This is a genomic window from Brevundimonas sp. (genome assembly GCF_035999125.1).
Lineage (GTDB): Bacteria > Pseudomonadota > Alphaproteobacteria > Caulobacterales > Caulobacteraceae > Brevundimonas.
In genome coordinates this window covers 70,793-87,292 of record NZ_DASYGX010000003.1, presented here as the reverse complement: position 1 = coordinate 87,292, position 16,500 = coordinate 70,793, and the positions used below count along the sequence as shown (strand labels likewise).

Here is a 16,500-nt window from a genome sequence, read left to right as displayed (position 1 = left end):
CGTCAGTTGCGGTTGGAGGCGAGAAAGTCCTCCAGCCGGGCCCACGGCCGCCCGGTCGGCAGCTCGCCGTCGCAGGCGACCGCGTCCAGGAAGGCCATGTTGCTGCCCGGCGGCACGGCCAGCCAGGCGGCGTCGGCCTCGTCCCAGGCGTCGAGCTCCGCGCCGTCCGGGCCGTATTCCTCGGTCCGGATCACGCGCCACTGGTCCTGGCCGCAGCGGAACTCATAGGTCTCGATCGCGTGCTCGCGATCCGAGCTGGAGGCGGGGGTCCGCGGCGCGCGCGCCATGCGGATGGCCGTGACGCCGTCGGCCTGTCTCATGCCGCCCACATCCGCGAGATAGATGGAACCCGACGTCCGCGACAAGGTGCGCCAGGCGGGCGCCCCGGCCGGGGCCGCGGGTTCCGCCGTCAGAACCTCCTCCTGCGCGATCGCCATGCCGGGCGCGGCCAGACACGCCCCGACGATCAGAATGCCCCACAGCTTCATCTCACACCTCCTGAACGGCCCCACCGCAATGATCCGCCTTCCCACGCGATTGGCAAGGCTTTCGCCCACACTTCGCCGCACGACGTTCGCACGATGAGGCGATGAGCCCCCGAGTCCTGTGCGCCCTCCTGTTCCTGATCGTACTGACGTCGCCCGCCGCGGCGGCGCAGGCGCAGACGGGCGGCTTCCGATCTGACCGGATCACGGTCGAGACGCGCGGGCGGGGCCCCGACGTCGTCCTGATCCCAGGTCTGGCCTCGACGTCGCTGGTCTGGACGCGGCTGGCGGACCGGCTGGACGACGACCACACCGTGCATCTGGTCTCTGTCCGGGGCTTTGGGGAACTGCCGGCCGCCGCCAATGCGTCCGGGCCTCTTGTCGGCCCGGTGGCGGGCGAGGTGTTGCGCTATGTGCGGGCGCGAGGGTTGAGGGCGCCGGCGGTGATCGGTCATTCGATGGGCGGGCTGGTGGCGATTCGGATGGCGGCTGACGGCGGCCCGGCGATCGGCCGGGTCATGGTGGTGGACGCCTCGCCCTTCTTCCCCTCGCTGCTGGACGGCGGCGCGTCGGCGCGGGACGTGGAGCCGATCGCGCGGGTCGCCTATCAGGCCGTGCTGTTCCTCGGCGACGACGCCCTGACGCAGGCGGGCTGGGGACAGGGCGCGGGCGAGGCCGTGATGTCCGGCATGGGCTGGCAGGGCGGCGACCGGCGCGTGCTGGCGCAGGGGCTGTACGAGGTCATGACGCTGGACATGCGGCACCGGCTGGACGACGTCACCGCGCCGGTGACCGTCGCCTACGGCTGGAGCCGGGCGGAGGACTCGCCCCGCCGCGACATCGAGCGCCGCCTGCGCCCCGCCTTCCGCGGCCTGCGCGCGCCGCTGACGCTGGAGCCGATCGAGGGCGCCGAGCACATGGTGATGATCGACCAGCCCCGACGGTTCGAGGCGGCGGTGCTGCGCTTCCTGCGCTAGGCCTCTGGGAGCAGGGCCCCGCCCTGGACGCGCACGAAGCCGGCACGGCCGCGCAGGGGGGCGAACAGGTCGGCCTCGGTGCCGGTCATGAAGGCCTGCAGGCCCAGCGCCTCGACCTCGTCGAACAGGGCAGCGCGGCGGTTCGCGTCGAGATGGGCGGGGGCCTCGTCCAGCAGCAGGAGCGGCGGGGCCGCCTGATCGGCCAACCGGTTCAGCTGTGCCAGCACAAGATTGAGCACCAGCGCCTTCTGCTCGCCCGAGGAGCCCTCGGCGGCGGGACGGTTCTTCTCGCGGTGGAGCGCGGTCAGGTCCGAGCGGTGGGGGCCGAACAGGCTGCGGCCGGCGGCGGCGTCGCGCGCGCGGGAACGCGACAGGCCCTCGCGGATCGACGCCGCGACGGCCTCGGCTTCGGCGTCGTCGGCGGCCAGGGTTTCGGCCTCGCCGGTCAAACCCAGGTCGGCCTGCGGAAAGGGGCGGTCGCCGCGCGCGTCGATGGCGGCCTGCAGATCCTTCAGCGCCCCGGCCCGGGCAAAGGCGGCCGCGGCCCCGGCCTGACCCAGCCGGACCTCCAGCGCATCCAGCCACAGCGGGTCGGCGGCGCGCCCCTCGGCCCCATCGACCAGCAGACGCAGCCGCTCGCGCAGGGCCTTCTCATAGGCGGCGACATGGGCGGCGTGGTCGGGGTCGGCTGCGAAAACCAAACGGTCGAAGAATTTCAGCCGCTCGGCCCGCGCGTCCGAGAACAGCCGGTCCTGCTCGGGCGTGGCCCAGACGGGGCGCAGGTGATCCAGCAGGCGGCCGGGCGGGGCGGTCTCGCCGTCGATGCGGACCACGCGGCGCGCGCCGCCGGCGGACTGGACGCCCGTGCCCAGCCTCACCTCGTCGCCGTCGGTCGTCAGCGTCGCCGCCACGGCCCAGGCCCGGCCCGACCGCTCGCCCGGCTCGCGCCGCCCCATCTCCGGCGCCGTGGCCCCGCGCAGGCCCCGGCCCGGCGTGAACAGGCTCAGGGCCTCCAGCACATTGGTCTTCCCCGCCCCATTGGCCCCGTGCAGCACGGTGATCGCGCGATCGGGCTCCAGCCGCGCGGCACCGTAGGAGCGGAAGTCGGTGAGGGTGAGGGCGGTGATCAAGCGCCCGGTTTAGCGGCGCCCGCGCCTCCCCGCCACTGATTGGCCCGCTCGCCGCGTGCGGCCCTTTCGGCGGTCTCGGTGACGCGCTTCGCTCGGGTCTCTGGCGTCTTCGCCGAACCGATCCATTCCAGCACGCCGCGCCGTACGGACTTCGGAAAGCCGTCCCAGGCCTCGCGCGCGCCGGGGCGGGCGGTAAACGCCTCAGCCAGATCGTCGGGAACCTCCAGCCGCTCCACGGCGTCCAGCGCGGTCCACGTGCCGTCCCGCTTCGCCTGATCGACCTTCGCCTGACCGGCAGGATGCATCAGGCCGGCGGCGGTCATCTTCCCGACCCGCGCCTTGTTGACCGCCGACCAGTTGGACCCCGGCTTGCGCGGCGACATCAGAAGCATGGTGCGCTCGTCGTCGAGCCGACGCGGCAAGCTGTCGACCCAGCCGAAAGCCAAGGCCTCCTCCACCAGATCGTCGTAGGGGACGCGGGGCCTGGAGGCGCCCTTCCTGAAGGTGACGACCCAGACGGAGTCGGCCTGCGCGTGGTGCGTGGTCAGCCAGGCCCGCCACTGGCCGCGCTGGGTGATCTCGACCCGCTCGAACTGGTCGAGCGCGCGGGGCATGTCACACCCGCAGCGGCATCAGCACGTACTGAACGCCCGGGTCGCCCGGGTCCAGCACGAGCGTGGGGCTGGCCGGGTCGGCGAATTTGAAGTGGGCGGTCTCGCCGGTGATCTGGCCGGCGACGTCCAGCAGGTAGCGGGCGTTGAAGCCGATCTCGAAGGGCTCTTCGGAATAGCCGATCTCGACCTCCTCCACGCCCTGGCCGGCCTCCATGTTGCGCACGGTCAGGGTGACGCGGTCGTTGTCGAAGGCCAGTTTCACGCTGCGGCTCTTCTCGGCCGAGATGGTCGCCACCCGGTCGACGGCCGAGGCGAAGACGGCGTTGTCGATGTCGGCCTGCTTGTCGTTGCCCTTGGGGATGACCCGGACGTAGTCGGGGAAGGCGCCGTCGATGACCTTGGACGTCAGGGACGCTTGCCCGAACTCGAAGCGGATCTTCTGGGCCGAGACCATGACCTCGACCGGGCCGGAGCCGTCGTCCAGCAGGCGGCGGACCTGATCCACCGTCTTGCGCGGCACGATGACGCCGGGTCCGCCGGCGGCGCCCTCGGGCGCGGGGGTCTCGGCCAGGGCCAGGCGGTGGCCGTCGGTGGCGACGGCGCGCAGCAAGGGCACGCCGCCCTCGGCCACGGTGTGGAGATAGAGGCCGTTCAGATAGTAGCGCGTCTCTTCCGTGGAGACGGCGAAGCGGGTCTTGTCGATCAGCCGGGCCAGATCCTCCTTGGGCATGGAGAAGCGGGCGCCGCCGGTCTCGGTCGACATGACGGGGAAGTCGCCGGCCGGCAGGACCGGCAGGTTGAACTTGGACCGGCCGGCCTGGACCACCAGCCGCGGATCGTCGCCGTCGTAGGACAGCGAGACCTCGGCGCCCTCCGGCAGTTTGCGGGCGATCTCGTACAGGGTGTGGGCCGGGGCGGTGATCTGGCCCTCGACGTTCACCGTCGCCTCGGCCTCGTCCACCATCTCCATGTCCAGATCGGTGGCGGCGAACGACAGCTTGTCGCGCCCGGCGGACAGCAGGACGTTGGACAGGATCGGGATGGTGTTGCGGCGCTCGACCACGCTCTGCACGTGGCCCAGGGCCCGAAGGAGCGCGGATCGTTCGATGGTCAGCTGCATGTCGTCTCGCCCAAGGCGACTCAGGCCGCCTCTACACTGTGGCCCGCGACACTAGCGGATTGGGGGTGGGGGGCAAGAAAGGGGGTAGGGCTTAGGGCTTAGGGCTTAGGACGCATCGCCGCCGCCCGTGGATAACCCGGTGGACAACGACATCGCCGCCGCATATCGCAGCCTAAGCCCTAAGCCCTAAGCCCGCGGCATCAGCCCCTCAGCTTGCGGGTCAGGGTCTCGACGTCGCGGGCGACTTGGTCGTCCTGGGTCATCAGCTCGCCGACCTTGCGCACGCCGTGCAGGACCGTGGTGTGGTCGCGCCCGCCGAAGCGGCGGCCGATGTCCGGATAGGACCGCGTCGTGTGCTGTTTGCACAGGTACATGGCGATCTGGCGCGGACGCGCGACGGCGCGGTTGCGGCGGTCGCTGAGCAGGTCGGCCTGCTTCAGCTGGAAGTGCTCGGCGACGGTCTTCTGGATCTCGTCGACCGTGATGCGACGCTCCGGCCCGCCGCGGAAGGCGGCGCCCAGCAGGCCGCGCACTTCGTCGGTGGTCAGGGCCGACAGGCGGGCGCCGGCGGCCGCGGCGACCGTGTTCACCGCGCCTTCCAGCTCGCGCATCGTGCCGGGGGTCTGATCGACCAGATGCTCCAGCACCGCGTCCGGCGCCTCGCCCGAGACGACGCCCAGCGCGGCCAGGGTCTGGAAGCGGTTGCGGGCCACGGCCAGCTTCAGCGCGCGGTCGCCCGCCTCGATCGGGCAGGTCAGGCCCGCGGACAGGTGACTGCGCAGGCGCGGCTCGATCTCGCTCAGGGCCATGGGCGCGCGGTCGGCCGACAGGATGACGCGCTTCCCGTCCTCGATCAGCGAGGTCAGGGTGGACAGAAGCTCTTCCTGAGTGGCGGCCTTGTTCCCGACGAACTGGACGTCGTCGATCAGCAGCATGTCGGCGCCGCGCAGGGCCTCCTTGAAGCCGGCGGTGGTGCGGTCCTGAACCGCCCGCATGAAGTTCGACAGGAAGCGCTCGGCGGTCAGGTAGATGACCTTGGCGTCGGGGCGCAGGCGCTGCGCTTCCCAGGCGACGGCGTTCAGCAGGTGGGTCTTGCCGTAGCCGTAGGGGCCGCAGAAGACGACGGGATTGAAGTGGCCGTCGGTCCACGACGCGATCTGGCGGGCGATGGCCAGGGCGAAGGCGTTGCCGTGGCCCTCCACGAAGCCGTCGAAGGTCAGCCGCTCCTGCAGACCGGCGGCGCGCACGGCGCGGGCGCCGTCGGCGACGGGGCCCACGGTCGGGGCGGGCATGGCGGCAGGGCGAGCCGCGACGGCGCTTGCGGCCGACGGGGCCGACGCGATCACCGAGGGGGTCACGGCCGGCATGTCGGCGCGGCAGCGGACGTCCAGCCGGCGCGACAGACCGTCCAGGCCCAGCCACAGCTCGTTCAGGCGGCGCAGGGCGTTCTTGCGCACCCAGTCGCGGGCGTAGCCGGTGGGCGTGACCAGCACCAGCTGGCCCGAGCCGTCCAGACGCACGGCCGAGGGGGCGATGTAGCTGCTGAAGGGGCCGTCGCCGATCTCGGCGCGCAGCCGTCCGGCCGCTTCCGCCCAGATGCGATCCGGATCCGTCATCGCCACACGCGCCGCTTCAGCCGCCATCGTCACCGCCCCTTGTTCTCTCTCCGCCCCGAGCGCGCAGGGAGGGTCGGGCCCGGGGACGTGTTTCCCCGTGCCCTGAAACATGGGTTTCAGGGGCTAGGTCGCCGTCCGGGCAGACTTCTCCCGCCAGCGCGAAACGGAGGTCTCGCGCCGTCTTCATCCGTGATGGGATGGAAGTGCGTCAGAAGGGAAAACTACTCCCCGGACGGGACCCGTCAACGCTGATTCGAATCGCTTCGAGAAGTTAATTCGCTTGACTCGCGCAACCCCAAAAACGGCCTTGGAATTTTGTCGAGCGACGCTCTGTGGAGAGAATGAATCTCACGAATCCGCTTAGAGCCGGACATGACGAAGGCGAGGCAGGTGATCCTGCCTCGCCCTTGAAATCGTTTGGATTTACCATGACGGGACCGTGAAGGCCCGTCCGAAGTCGACAGATCAGGCGGCGGTCATCTTCTTCAGTTGAGCGGCCAGACGGCCGACCTTGCGCGAGCCCGTGTTCTTGTGAACCACGCCCTTGGAGACGGCGCGCATCAGCTCTGACTGGGCGGTGACGAAGGCGCCCTTGGCGGCTTCGGCGTCGCCGCCGGCGACGGCTTCCTGGAACTTGCGCAGGAAGGTGCGGACGCGCGTGCGGCGCGACTTGTTCACCTCGGTGCGGGCGGCGATCTTGCGGATCGCCTTCTTGGCGCCGGCGTTGTTGGCCATCGATCAAACCTTCGGAACGGAAAACGCCGCAGACCAAACGTCCGCGGCGCGGAAATCTCAAGAGGCGCGGCGTATAGCGGAAGGGGCCGCGGGGGTCAACGCGGTGTCAGCGTCCCTTGAACTCCGGCTTCCGCTTCTCGACGAAGGCGCCCATGCCCTCCTTCTGATCCTCGAAGGCGAACAGGCTGTGAAACAGGCGGCGTTCGAACTGGACGCCCTGGGTCAGGGTGGTCTCCAGGGCGGCGTTCACCATCTCCTTGTTGGCCATGACGGCGAGTGGGCTCTGTTCGGCGAGGCGGGCGGCGATCTTGCGGACCTCGTCCAGCAGCTGGTCGTGCGGCACGACGCGCGAGGCCAGACCGGCGCGCTCGGCCTCGGCGGCGTCCATCATCCGGCCGGTCAGGCACATGTCCATGGCCTTGGACTTGCCGACCAGGCGGGTCAGGCGCTGCGACCCGCCGATGCCGGGGGCGACGCCCAGATTGATCTCCGGCTGGCCGAACTTCGCCTTCTCCGACGCCACGATGAAGTCGCACAGCATGGCCAGCTCGCAGCCGCCGCCGAGCGCGAAGCCGTTGACGGCCGCGATGATGGGCTTGCGGAAGCGCGTGATGCGGTCGTGGCCGAGCGCGAAATAGTTGCCGACGTACATCTGGGCATAGGTCTGGTCCGCCATCTCCTTGATGTCGGCGCCGGCGGCGAAGGCCTTGTCGCCCGACCCGGTCAGGATCAGGCAGCGCACGCCGTCGTCGTGCTCCACGGCGTCGAGGAAGTCGGCCAGATCCCTGAACAGCGCCGAGTTCAGCGCGTTCAGCGCTTCGGGCCGGTTCAGGGTGACCACCGCATAGCCGTCGGCGTGGCGTTCGATCAGAAGGTTGGCGTAGCTGTCGGCCATGTGCACTCCGATTTTTTGAGTGCACATAGTGCACATTTGGCGATCCGGGCAGTCTGCCACACGCCTGCGACGGATGCGGTCGCAGTCACCGACGCGGCAGCAGCATCAGGGTGAAGGCGGCGCGGATCAGTTCCGTCAGGACGACGAGGCCGAGCAGGACGTTGGCGGCCACCGCCTGGGCGCGGGCGGTGGAGAAGTCCAGGCTCCAGCCGAAGCGCGAAGCCAGGGCCAAGGTGAAGGCGAGGCCCAGCAGGAGCACGATCAGCGCCATCAGCGCCACGTGCCCGGCCTTCAGCGCCGCGTTCAGGCTGGGGCCGTCGTCCAGATCGCGGGCGCGCTTGCGGAACAGCCAGGCCACGACCGAGGTGGCCCCCGCTTCCAGCGCCACGGCGGCGACCAGCGCCGCCAAGAACCCCCAGATGAGGCCGGACAGGTCGTCGGCCCGCACCGCGTGCGCCACGTGCAGGAAATAGGCGCCCCAGACGCCGGTCCCGACCAGCAGGCTGATCCAGAGATGCGCCCGTCTCACGTTTTCACCCCGACCATGTCCGCCAGCTTCAGCACCGTGTTCCAGTTGCGGGCCGTGCCCATGCCGGTCAGGCGGACCTGGGCCGCCTTCTCGGCCATCTTGGACTTGCCGATGCCGTCGGGGTGGAAGAACCACAGGGCGCCGGGGGTGGTCTCGACCCGCTCGTCGCCGACGGCGAAGCCGCGCAAGGCGTCGGGCACGTCGTCCTTTATGGTGCCCTTCATGACCATGAGCAGAGTCTTCGACGGATGCGCCGCCGCCTCGGCCGGAAAGGGGCAGGCGGCGATCAGCCCGGCCCACTGATCCGCCGTGCGTACCATGGCGGCGATCTTCAGGCCGAAGGTTTCCTGCATCGCCGTCTCGATCTCCGCTTCCAGCGCGGCGGGATCGCGGTCGCTCTCGACCACAAGATTGCCGCTGGCCAGCAGGGTGCGGGGGTTGTTCAGCCCCATGCGCCCGGCCATGGCCCGCTGCTCCGCCACCGGCGCGCGCACGCCGCCGGTGTTCATGCCTCGGAACAGGATGATGCGGCGCTCGGTCACCGCTTCTGGCATTCCGGACAGAAGAAGGTGGAGCGGCCGCCCTGGACGATGCGGCGGATCACGGGATGGGTCTCGACCCTGCGGCAGGGCTCGCCCTCGCGGCCGTAGACGTCGAACCGATGCTGGAAGTAGCCCTGTCCGCCGTCGGCATTGGCGAAGTCGCGCAGGGTAGAGCCTCCGGCCAGGATGGCCTCGGTCAGGACGTCTCGAATGGCCGCGGTCAGCGCCTCCAGCCGGGGCGACGACACCTTGCCCGCCGCCAGCCGGGGCGAGATCCGGGCGCGCCACAGGGCTTCGCAGACGTAGATGTTGCCCAGACCCGAGACGATGCGCTGGTCCAGCAGCGACACCTTGACGTTCTGCGCCTTGCCCCGGAACGCGGTCTTCAGGTGCTCGGCCGAGAAGGCGTTGCCCAGCGGTTCGGGGCCCAGTCCGGCGAACCACGGATGCGTGTCCACCTGATCGTCGGGGATCAGGCCCATGAAACCGAACCGCCGCGCGTCGGCGAAGCCGATGCGGGTGCGGCCCGAGCCGGCGTCGGCGCAAAGGCTGAAGTGCTCGTGCTTGCCGGCGATCGGCGCCGGCTCCTCGAACTCGCCCAGCTGACGGCCGTCCAGGGTGAAGCGGCCGGTCATGCCCAGGTGAGTGACCCAGGTCTCGCCGGTCGACAACGGCATCAGCAGGTATTTGGCCTGGCGCAGCACCCGCTCGACCCGCGCGCCGTCCAGCCGCTCGGCGAACCGCTCCGGGAAAGGGAAGCGCAGGTCCGGCCGGTTGACCCGCACCGCCGACAGCCGCGCGCCGGCCAGAAGGGGCTCCAGTCCGCGCCGGACGGTCTCGACCTCGGGAAGCTCGGGCATGGGTTCGATCTAGCGCGCCGAGGCGGCGCCCGCCAGCGGTCGTCCGATCCGGGACGAGGCGCAACCGAACCTGCGCAGAAACGCCATGCGGCCGACGTCGAAACGTGACCGACGCGACACCCGACTCGGGCATGTCGGGCGAACGCCGCCCTGGGGGAGACATGACGGCCGGACATCCCGATTTCGTCGCCGCGCCGGCATGGGTCGACAGGTCCAGGCGCGCCCTGCGCCGTGCGGGCGCCCGAGCCCGTCTGGCGATCGCCGCCGGCGCGCGGGTGGAGGAGCCGGCGGTGCTCGCCCTCGCCGCGACGCTGCTGCTGACGGTCTACTTCCTGATTGCGCCGGGCGTGGACGTGGCCGTCAGCGAGGCCTTTCATCGGGTCGGTGAGGGCTTCCCTCTGGCGCAGGAGCCGGCGTTGCGGGCGCTGCGCAAAAGTTCGACCTGGGTGATGGGGCTGGCGCTGCTGGGGGTGCTGATCGCCTTGGGGTGCCGGGTGGGGCAAGGCCGGCCCTTCACCTCGCGCACGGCGCGTAAGGCGTGGTTCCTGCTGGCCGGGCTGGCGCTCGGGCCCGGGCTTCTGGTCAACGGGACGCTGAAGGCGCTGTGGGGCCGGCCACGCCCGGTGCATCTGGAGGCGTTCGGCGGCGACGCCCCCTATGTGCCGGTATGGCGGGTGACCGACTGGTGCGACGCCAACTGCTCCTTCGTGTCGGGCGAGGCGGCCTCTGCGGCCTGGACGGCGGCGGCGGTGGTCATGCTGCCGCCCGCGATCCGGCGCTGGGCGGTCGGACCGGCGGTCGCCTATGGGGCGGCGCTGTCGCTGAACCGGCTGGCGTTCGGGGGGCATTTCCTCTCGGACGTGCTGCTGTCGTGGTCGCTGACCGCCTTGGTGCTGGGCGTGCTGTGGCGCGTCATGGTCGAGGCGCCGGAGCCGGCGCGTCGGCGCATTCTGGAGCGGCACGCGGCGCGGGCCGGAGCGGCCGCCTGATCCGTGATCGCGGCACGGCGGTCTTCCTGGCGACCGTCGCGGCGCTGACGGCGCTGCGTCTGGCCATGCTGTGGACCTCGACCGCCGGGCTGCATTACGACGAGGCGCAGTACTGGGTTTGGGCCCAGGATCCGGCTTGGGGCTATTTCTCCAAGCCGCCGATGGTGGCGTGGCTGATCGCCCTGGCCGAGCCGGTCTGCGGGTCGGGTGCGGCCTGCGTGCGGTCGCCGGCGCCCCTGCTGTGGGCCGGCACGGCGCTGGCGACGTTCGGGGTCGGGGCGGCGCTGTTCGGGCGGCGCGTCGGAGTCTGGGCCGGATGGGCGGCGTTGCTGGCTCCGGGCGCGGCGTTCTCGGCGCGCATCCTGTCGACCGACGTGCCGCTGCTCCTGTTCTGGGCCCTGGCCCTGCTGGCCTGGGTGCGGCTGAGGGCCGGAGGCGGCGTCGGCTGGGCGACCCTGTTGGCTGGGGCGCTGGGGCTGGGGCTGCTGTCGAAGTACGCCATGCTTTACTTCTATGGATGCGTGGCCGTCGCCGCCGTCGCCGATCCGGCCAGCCGGCGTGTCCTGACGAAGCGGGCGGCCGTCGCGGCCTTGGCCGTCGGCCTGACCGCCCTGATCCCGAACCTGCTGTGGAACCTGGAGCACGGCGGCGCCACCGTGAGGCACACAGCGGCCAATGCGTCGGGGGCCGGGCTCAGTCTGGGGCTGGCGGACGGAGTCGAGTTCGTGGCGGCGCAGTTCGCCCTGGCCGGGCCCGTGATCCTGACGGGCCTGATCCTGGCGGCGGTCAGGCCCCGCATGGCCGAGACGCGGCTGCTGCTGGCCTTCAGTCTGCCGATCTTCCTGGTCGTGACCGGGCTGGCCCTGCTGACGCGGGCGCACGGGAACTGGGCGGCGACGGCACTGATCGCGACCTTCGTGTTGGGCGCGGCTCACCTGCTGGCGAGGGAGCGGCGGGGCTGGCTGGCGGGGGCCCTGGCGCTTGGTGCGGCGGCGCAAGCCGGGCTGTTCCTGGCGGACGCGAACGCCGCGCGGCTGTCGATCGCGGGGCGGGCGCCCTATGCCGTCGCCCTGGGGTGGGAGGCGACCGCGCGCGCCGTGGCCGAGACGGCGCGGGCCCAGGGCGCGGTCGCCGTGGTGACCGAACGACGGCGCGACGCCGCGGCCCTGACCTATCATCTGCGGGGCGAGACCTTGCCGGTGCTGGCCTGGCCGGGGCCGGGCGGCGTGCCGGACGACCATTTCCAGATGAGCGTGCCGGCGACGGGTCGGGAGGCTGGGCCGCTGCTGATCGTGGCCGGCTGCGCGTCGCCCGAGAGGATCGCGGCGGCGGCCGAGGGGGTGGCCTCCCTGGGTCCGCGTCAGGTCGCGACGGGGCCAGGAGAGATGCGGACCGTCTGGCTGTTCCGCGCGGATCGGGCGCGTCCGGGCCTGCGCCCGCCGGATTGTCCGTAGACGAAACCCCTCGGACTTGGTTACCTCGCGCCCTCTTGGGAGAGGGATGACCGAAATGACCGACGTGCCGAGCGCGGCGCCCACGGGCGCGCCTGGCGGGCGCCGCATCGAACTGACGCTGAGGGCGCTGGTTCTGGGCTGCCTGCTGGCGGTGATCTTCACCGCCGCCAACACCTACCTGGGCCTGCAGGTGGGTCTGACCTTCGCCTCGGCCATTCCGGCGGCCGTCATCTCCATGGCCGTGCTGCGGACGCTGCGCGGCTCGACCATCTGGGAGAACATGACGGTCCAGACCGTGGCCTCGGTCGGCGGCGCCATGAGCTCGATCATCTTCGTCCTGCCCGGCCTGGTCATGGTGGGCTGGTGGCTGGAGTTCCCGTTCTGGGAGTCGGTGATGATCTGCATCCTGGGCGGCGTGCTGGGGGTGACCTTCTCGATCCCGCTGCGCCGCGCGCTGGTGGTCAACGGCGGGCTGCCGTATCCGGAGGGCGTCGCCGCGGCCGAGGTGCTGAAGGTCGGCTCGCCGGGCGCGGAGCAGACGGAAGAGGCCGTGCGCGAGAACCGGGCCGGTCTGTGGGTCGTGATCTGGGGCGCGGTGGTTTCGGCGGCCTATGCCTTGGGCGCGGCGGCGAAGGCGTTCGCAGGCGAGGCGGCGCGGTTCGTCAGCCTGCCGGCTTCGCTGGGCGGCGGCGCAACCGGGATCGGCGTGGGCATGCAGTTCGCCCTGCTGGGCGCCGGTCACCTGATCGGTCTGGCCGTGGGTCTGGCCCAGCTGTTCGGCCTGGCGCTGGCCTGGCTGATCGCCGTGCCGATCCTGACCAGCCCGGACACCATCGCCTGGCTGACCGCCAACGGCATCCCCTCGATCGCCACGACGCTGGAACCCGGCGCGGGCGCCGAGGAGCTGGCCGGCACGGTCTGGGCGCGCGAGGTGCGCTTCATGGGCGCGGGCGTCATCGGCGTCGCGGCGATCTGGACCCTGATCAAGCTGGCCGGTCCGCTGATCGGCGGCCTGACGTCGGCGCTGGCGGCGAACCGTCGGCGCAACGCGGGCGAGGCGCTGGACCTGACCGAGCAGGACATTCCGATCACGCGCGTGGCCCTGCTGTCGCTGCTGGCGCTGGGCGGCATCGGCGTGCTGCTGGCGGTCGTGGCCAACGGCATGGGGCTCGGGTCGGCGGCGCCGATCCTGGTGGTCGGCGGGCTGATCTACGTCGTGGTCATCGGCTTCGCGGTCGCGGCCATCTGCGGCTACATGGCCGGCCTGATCGGGAGCTCGAACAGTCCGGTGTCGGGCGTGGGCATCCTGGCCATCGTCATCGCGTCCCTGCTGATGCTGGTGGTGCTGGGGATCACCGGCCTGCCGGCCAATCCGAACGTCGTCGCCTTCGCCCTGATCGTGACGGCCATCGTCTTCGCCGTGGCGGTCATCGCCAACGACAACCTTCAGGATCTCAAGACCGGCCAGCTGGTGGCCGCCACGCCGTGGCGCCAGCAGACTGCCCTGATCGTCGGCTGCGTCGCCGGCGCCCTGGTCATCCCCTTCGTGCTTAACCAGCTGAATCTGGCCTTCGGCTTCGAGGGTGGGCCGAAGGGGATCGCGGATGAACCGCTGGCGGCGCCCCAGGCGACGTTGATCTCGGCCTTGGCCCGTGGGGTCATCTCCGGCGACCTGCGCTGGGATTTGATCGGCATCGGCGCGGCGATCGGCGCGGTCATCATCGTGCTGGACGAGGTGCTGCGGAAGGTCAGCGGCGACAGGATCAAGCTGCCGCCCTTGGCCGTCGGCATCGGCTTCTACCTGCCCGCCGCCGTCACCTTCATGCTGGTGATCGGGGCCGTCTGCGGCTTCATCTACAACCGCACCGTCTCCGGCCGCGCCTATGGCGAGGTGGCCAAGCGGATGGGGGTGCTGCTGGCGTCCGGCCTGATCGTGGGCGAGAGCCTGTTCGGCGTGTTCAACGCCGCCACCATCGTGGGCACCGGCAACGCCGAATGGGCCGCCGTGCTCGGACTGGCGGACACCTGGCCGGCCATGACGGTGGGCATCGCGGTGTTCGCCGCGCTGACCGTGCTGCTCTACGGCTGGATCATCAACCGGTCGGCGAAGGTGTGAGGGGGCCGACGCCCCCTCTTTCCTCTCTGACGCCATGACCGGCGTGCTGCGCGTCCTTCCGGGCGTGCTTCTGAGCGCGGCCGTGGGCGCGGTGGCGTTCGGCGTGCAGGCGCTGGAGGCCCGGATGATGGGCCGGGCCTGGGTCGAGGCCCTGGTCCTGGCCATCCTGATCGGGGCCGGGCTGAGGCTGGTCTGGACGCCGTCCGAGACCTGGGCGCCCGGCGTGCGGTTCAGCGGCCGGACCCTGCTGGAGATCGCGATCGCCCTTTTGGGCGCGACCATCAGCGGCGCGGCGGTGATGGCGCTTGGCCTGTGGCTGCTGCTGGCCATCGTGGTCGTGGTCGCCCTGGCCCTGGTGGGAGGCTACGCCATAGGCCGCCTGCTCGGCCTGCCGCCGGCGATGGCGCTGCTGGTCGCGTGCGGCAACGCCATTTGCGGAAACTCCGCCATCGCCGCCGTCGCGCCCGTGATCCGGGCAGAGGGCGAGGACGTGGCGGCCGCCATCGGCTTCACCGCCGTGCTGGGCATCGGCGTGGTGCTGATCGTGCCGCTGGTCGGGGCCCTGATGGGGTTCGACGCGCTGGAGACGGGGGCCCTGGCCGGGCTGACGGTCTATGCGGTGCCGCAGGTGCTGGCGGCGGCCGCGCCGGCCGGGGCCGCGGCGATCCAGCTGGGCGCGATCGTCAAACTGGTGCGCGTGCTGACGCTGGGGCCCGTATGCCTGATCCTGGCCCTGCTGGGGCCCGAGCGGTTCGGCGGGCCGGCGCCGGCGGGGCGTCCGTCGCTGCACCACCTCCTGCCCTGGTTCATCGTGGCGTTCCTGGCCCTGACCGCGCTGCGGTCGATGGGACTGATCCCGGACGTCTTCCTGCCGCCACTGGAGGTCGGAGTCACGGCGCTGACGCTCACGGCCATGGCGGCGCTGGGGCTGAGCGTGGATCCTAGGGCGGTGGTCCGGGCCGGACCCCGCACGGCGGCGACGGCGGCGCTGTCCGCCCTGCTGATCGGCGGGCTGGCGCTGGTGGCGATCCTGATCCTGCCTTTGCCGCCTGGATAGCCATCGGAGCGCGGACCTCCAGGTCCGCGACTTGGGGCCGGCGGGAATTCGCGGACCTGGAGGTCCGCGCTCCTTTTTCTCAGCTCACTCCGCCTTGTAGACTTCGTGGCACGACTGGCAGCCGGCGCGGACCACCGTCCATTGCGCGGCGAAGCCCGCCGCGTCGTCGGCGCGGGCCAGTTCGGCCAGCTTGCCGGCCTCCGTGGCGAAGGACGCGGCCTTGGCGTCGAAGTCGGCGCGGTTCGCCCAGATGACGTCCTTCGCATCGGTGGCCTCGGCGCCCAGCCGGCCCTGACCGGTGCCGGCCGGGAACATGCCGGGGATGGCCTGGCCCCAGCGGGCAAGGCCGCCAGAGGCGAAGGCCTGGGTCCGCACCGGGCCGCCGGCGTCGATCGTGGCCTTTATGGACGACATGGCCGCGCCCGACAGGGCCATGCCCGCCTTGCGCCCGGCGACCACCTCGGCCGCGCCGATCTGGACGGGGTCCTGGGCCGCGGCGGTCACGCCGGTGCAGACCAGGCCGACGACGGCGGCGACGATGACGGTGCGCATGGGGAGCCCTCCTGAAGGAACCGCCACGCTCCGCCCGAAATCAGCGTTTGTCGAGTCGGTCCCGGATCGGCCAGCCGTGGTCCAGCGGGCCGTGACCGCCGCCCAGGCCGGGCGCGCGGCGGATGGCCTCCGCGACGTAGGCCCAGGCCTCGGCCACCGCGACCTCCAGCGGCAGGCCGCGCGCCAGGCCGGCGGCGCAGGCGCTGGCGAGCGTGCAGCCGGTGCCGTGGGTGTGCCGCGTCTCGACCCGTTCGCCCTCCAGCAGGGTCTCGCCCGACGACGTGAGCAGCAGGTCCACCACGGCCTCGCCTGGCACATGGCCGCCCTTCATCAGAACGGCGCGGGCGCCCATCGCCAGGATGGCCTCGCCCGCGCGGCGCTGGCCGTCCAGGTCGCGGACCTCGATGCCGGTAAGGGCCTCGGCCTCGAGCGCATTGGGGGTCAGCAGGGCCGCGCTGGGGACCATCAGGGCCTTGACCGCCTCGACCGCCTCGACCGGCAACAGGGGATGGCCGCCCTTGGCCACCATGACGGGATCGACCACGGCGGGGGCGTTCGCGCGGTCCAAGATGGCGGCGACCGTCTCCACGACCTCGACCGAGCCCAGCATGCCGGTCTTGACCGCGTCCGTGCCGATGTCCTCCAGCACGGCGTCCGCCTGGGCGGCGATCAGGTGGACGGGCAGGGGGTGCACGGCGTGGACGCCGAGGGTGTTCTGGACCGTGATCGCGGTGACGGCCGTGGCGGCGAACCCGCCCAGCATCGTGATCGCCTTCACGTCCGCCTGAAGGCCTGCGCCGCCGCCGGAGTCGGACCCTGCGACGATCAG

General features: G+C 71.6%; 17 protein-coding genes. 5 read left to right on the top strand and 12 right to left on the bottom strand.

What is annotated here, in order from left to right; all coding sequences use genetic code 11:
* Nucleotides 1-2: 2 nt before the first annotated feature.
* Nucleotides 3-488, bottom strand: a complete 486-nt coding sequence (locus VGN45_RS01330) for a surface-adhesin E family protein (RefSeq protein ID WP_327458493.1) — start codon at nucleotides 486-488, stop codon at nucleotides 3-5.
* A gap of 101 nt (nucleotides 489-589) precedes the next feature.
* On the opposite strand from VGN45_RS01330, the gene VGN45_RS01325 reads away from it, so the two are divergent.
* Complete coding sequence (locus tag VGN45_RS01325) at nucleotides 590-1,462, top strand: alpha/beta hydrolase (protein WP_327458491.1); 873 nt, start codon at nucleotides 590-592, stop codon at nucleotides 1,460-1,462.
* Here VGN45_RS01325 and recF read toward each other — a convergent pair.
* The 9 genes from recF to mutM all read right to left on the bottom strand — a co-directional run bounded on the left by recF (nucleotide 1,459) and on the right by mutM (nucleotide 9,503).
* Complete coding sequence (gene recF, locus VGN45_RS01320; RefSeq protein ID WP_327458488.1) at nucleotides 1,459-2,592, bottom strand: DNA replication/repair protein RecF; 1,134 nt, start codon at nucleotides 2,590-2,592, stop codon at nucleotides 1,459-1,461. The genes VGN45_RS01325 and recF overlap by 4 nt on opposite strands.
* On the bottom strand, nucleotides 2,589-3,206 hold the full coding sequence (locus VGN45_RS01315) for a YdeI/OmpD-associated family protein (protein ID WP_327458486.1): 618 nt from the start codon (nucleotides 3,204-3,206) through the stop codon (nucleotides 2,589-2,591). The genes recF and VGN45_RS01315 overlap by 4 nt, the downstream gene beginning before the upstream one ends.
* A gap of 1 nt (nucleotide 3,207) precedes the next feature.
* Nucleotides 3,208-4,326, bottom strand: a complete 1,119-nt coding sequence (gene dnaN, locus VGN45_RS01310) for a DNA polymerase III subunit beta (RefSeq protein WP_327458484.1) — start codon at nucleotides 4,324-4,326, stop codon at nucleotides 3,208-3,210.
* A gap of 200 nt (nucleotides 4,327-4,526) precedes the next feature.
* Nucleotides 4,527-5,969: a chromosomal replication initiator protein DnaA gene (dnaA, locus tag VGN45_RS01305; protein WP_327458482.1), complete on the bottom strand. Its 1,443-nt coding sequence runs from the start codon at nucleotides 5,967-5,969 to the stop codon at nucleotides 4,527-4,529.
* A gap of 438 nt (nucleotides 5,970-6,407) precedes the next feature.
* Nucleotides 6,408-6,677, bottom strand: coding sequence for a 30S ribosomal protein S20 (rpsT, locus tag VGN45_RS01300; RefSeq protein WP_327458480.1), 270 nt, complete (start codon nucleotides 6,675-6,677; stop codon nucleotides 6,408-6,410).
* Between the two features lie 106 nt (nucleotides 6,678-6,783).
* Nucleotides 6,784-7,572: an enoyl-CoA hydratase-related protein gene (locus tag VGN45_RS01295; protein WP_327458478.1), complete on the bottom strand. Its 789-nt coding sequence runs from the start codon at nucleotides 7,570-7,572 to the stop codon at nucleotides 6,784-6,786.
* An 85-nt stretch (nucleotides 7,573-7,657) separates the two neighbouring features.
* On the bottom strand, nucleotides 7,658-8,101 hold the full coding sequence (locus VGN45_RS01290; RefSeq protein ID WP_327458476.1) for a hypothetical protein: 444 nt from the start codon (nucleotides 8,099-8,101) through the stop codon (nucleotides 7,658-7,660).
* On the bottom strand, nucleotides 8,098-8,643 hold the full coding sequence (locus VGN45_RS01285; protein ID WP_327458473.1) for a DUF1697 domain-containing protein: 546 nt from the start codon (nucleotides 8,641-8,643) through the stop codon (nucleotides 8,098-8,100). Before VGN45_RS01285 ends, VGN45_RS01290 begins: the two co-directional genes overlap by 4 nt.
* The gene (gene mutM / locus VGN45_RS01280; RefSeq protein WP_327458471.1) at nucleotides 8,640-9,503 is read right to left on the bottom strand and encodes a bifunctional DNA-formamidopyrimidine glycosylase/DNA-(apurinic or apyrimidinic site) lyase; all 864 of its coding nucleotides are present in this window, start codon (nucleotides 9,501-9,503) and stop codon (nucleotides 8,640-8,642) included. Before mutM ends, VGN45_RS01285 begins: the two co-directional genes overlap by 4 nt.
* Before the next feature lie 161 nt (nucleotides 9,504-9,664).
* Here mutM and VGN45_RS01275 point away from each other — a divergent pair, with 161 nt between their 5' ends.
* Genes VGN45_RS01275 through VGN45_RS01260 form a run of 4 tightly spaced genes read left to right on the top strand, consistent with a single transcriptional unit; the run spans nucleotide 9,665 to nucleotide 15,119 of the window.
* Complete coding sequence (locus VGN45_RS01275; protein WP_327458469.1) at nucleotides 9,665-10,492, top strand: phosphatase PAP2 family protein; 828 nt, start codon at nucleotides 9,665-9,667, stop codon at nucleotides 10,490-10,492.
* Nucleotides 10,408-11,946, top strand: a complete 1,539-nt coding sequence (locus VGN45_RS01270; protein WP_327458467.1) for a glycosyltransferase family 39 protein — start codon at nucleotides 10,408-10,410, stop codon at nucleotides 11,944-11,946. The genes VGN45_RS01275 and VGN45_RS01270 overlap by 85 nt, the downstream gene beginning before the upstream one ends.
* Nucleotides 11,947-12,001: 55 nt before the next feature.
* Nucleotides 12,002-14,062 (top strand): OPT family oligopeptide transporter, encoded by a 2,061-nt coding sequence (locus tag VGN45_RS01265; RefSeq protein WP_414643375.1) that lies wholly within the window; start codon nucleotides 12,002-12,004, stop codon nucleotides 14,060-14,062.
* A gap of 34 nt (nucleotides 14,063-14,096) precedes the next feature.
* Complete coding sequence (locus VGN45_RS01260; RefSeq protein WP_327458463.1) at nucleotides 14,097-15,119, top strand: YeiH family protein; 1,023 nt, start codon at nucleotides 14,097-14,099, stop codon at nucleotides 15,117-15,119.
* An 84-nt stretch (nucleotides 15,120-15,203) separates the two neighbouring features.
* Here the strand turns inward: VGN45_RS01260 and VGN45_RS01255 are convergent, their stop codons facing one another.
* Nucleotides 15,204-15,671 (bottom strand): cytochrome c, encoded by a 468-nt coding sequence (locus VGN45_RS01255; protein ID WP_327458461.1) that lies wholly within the window; start codon nucleotides 15,669-15,671, stop codon nucleotides 15,204-15,206.
* 40 nt (nucleotides 15,672-15,711) lie between these two features.
* Complete coding sequence (thiD, locus tag VGN45_RS01250) at nucleotides 15,712-16,500, bottom strand: bifunctional hydroxymethylpyrimidine kinase/phosphomethylpyrimidine kinase (RefSeq protein ID WP_327458633.1); 789 nt, start codon at nucleotides 16,498-16,500, stop codon at nucleotides 15,712-15,714.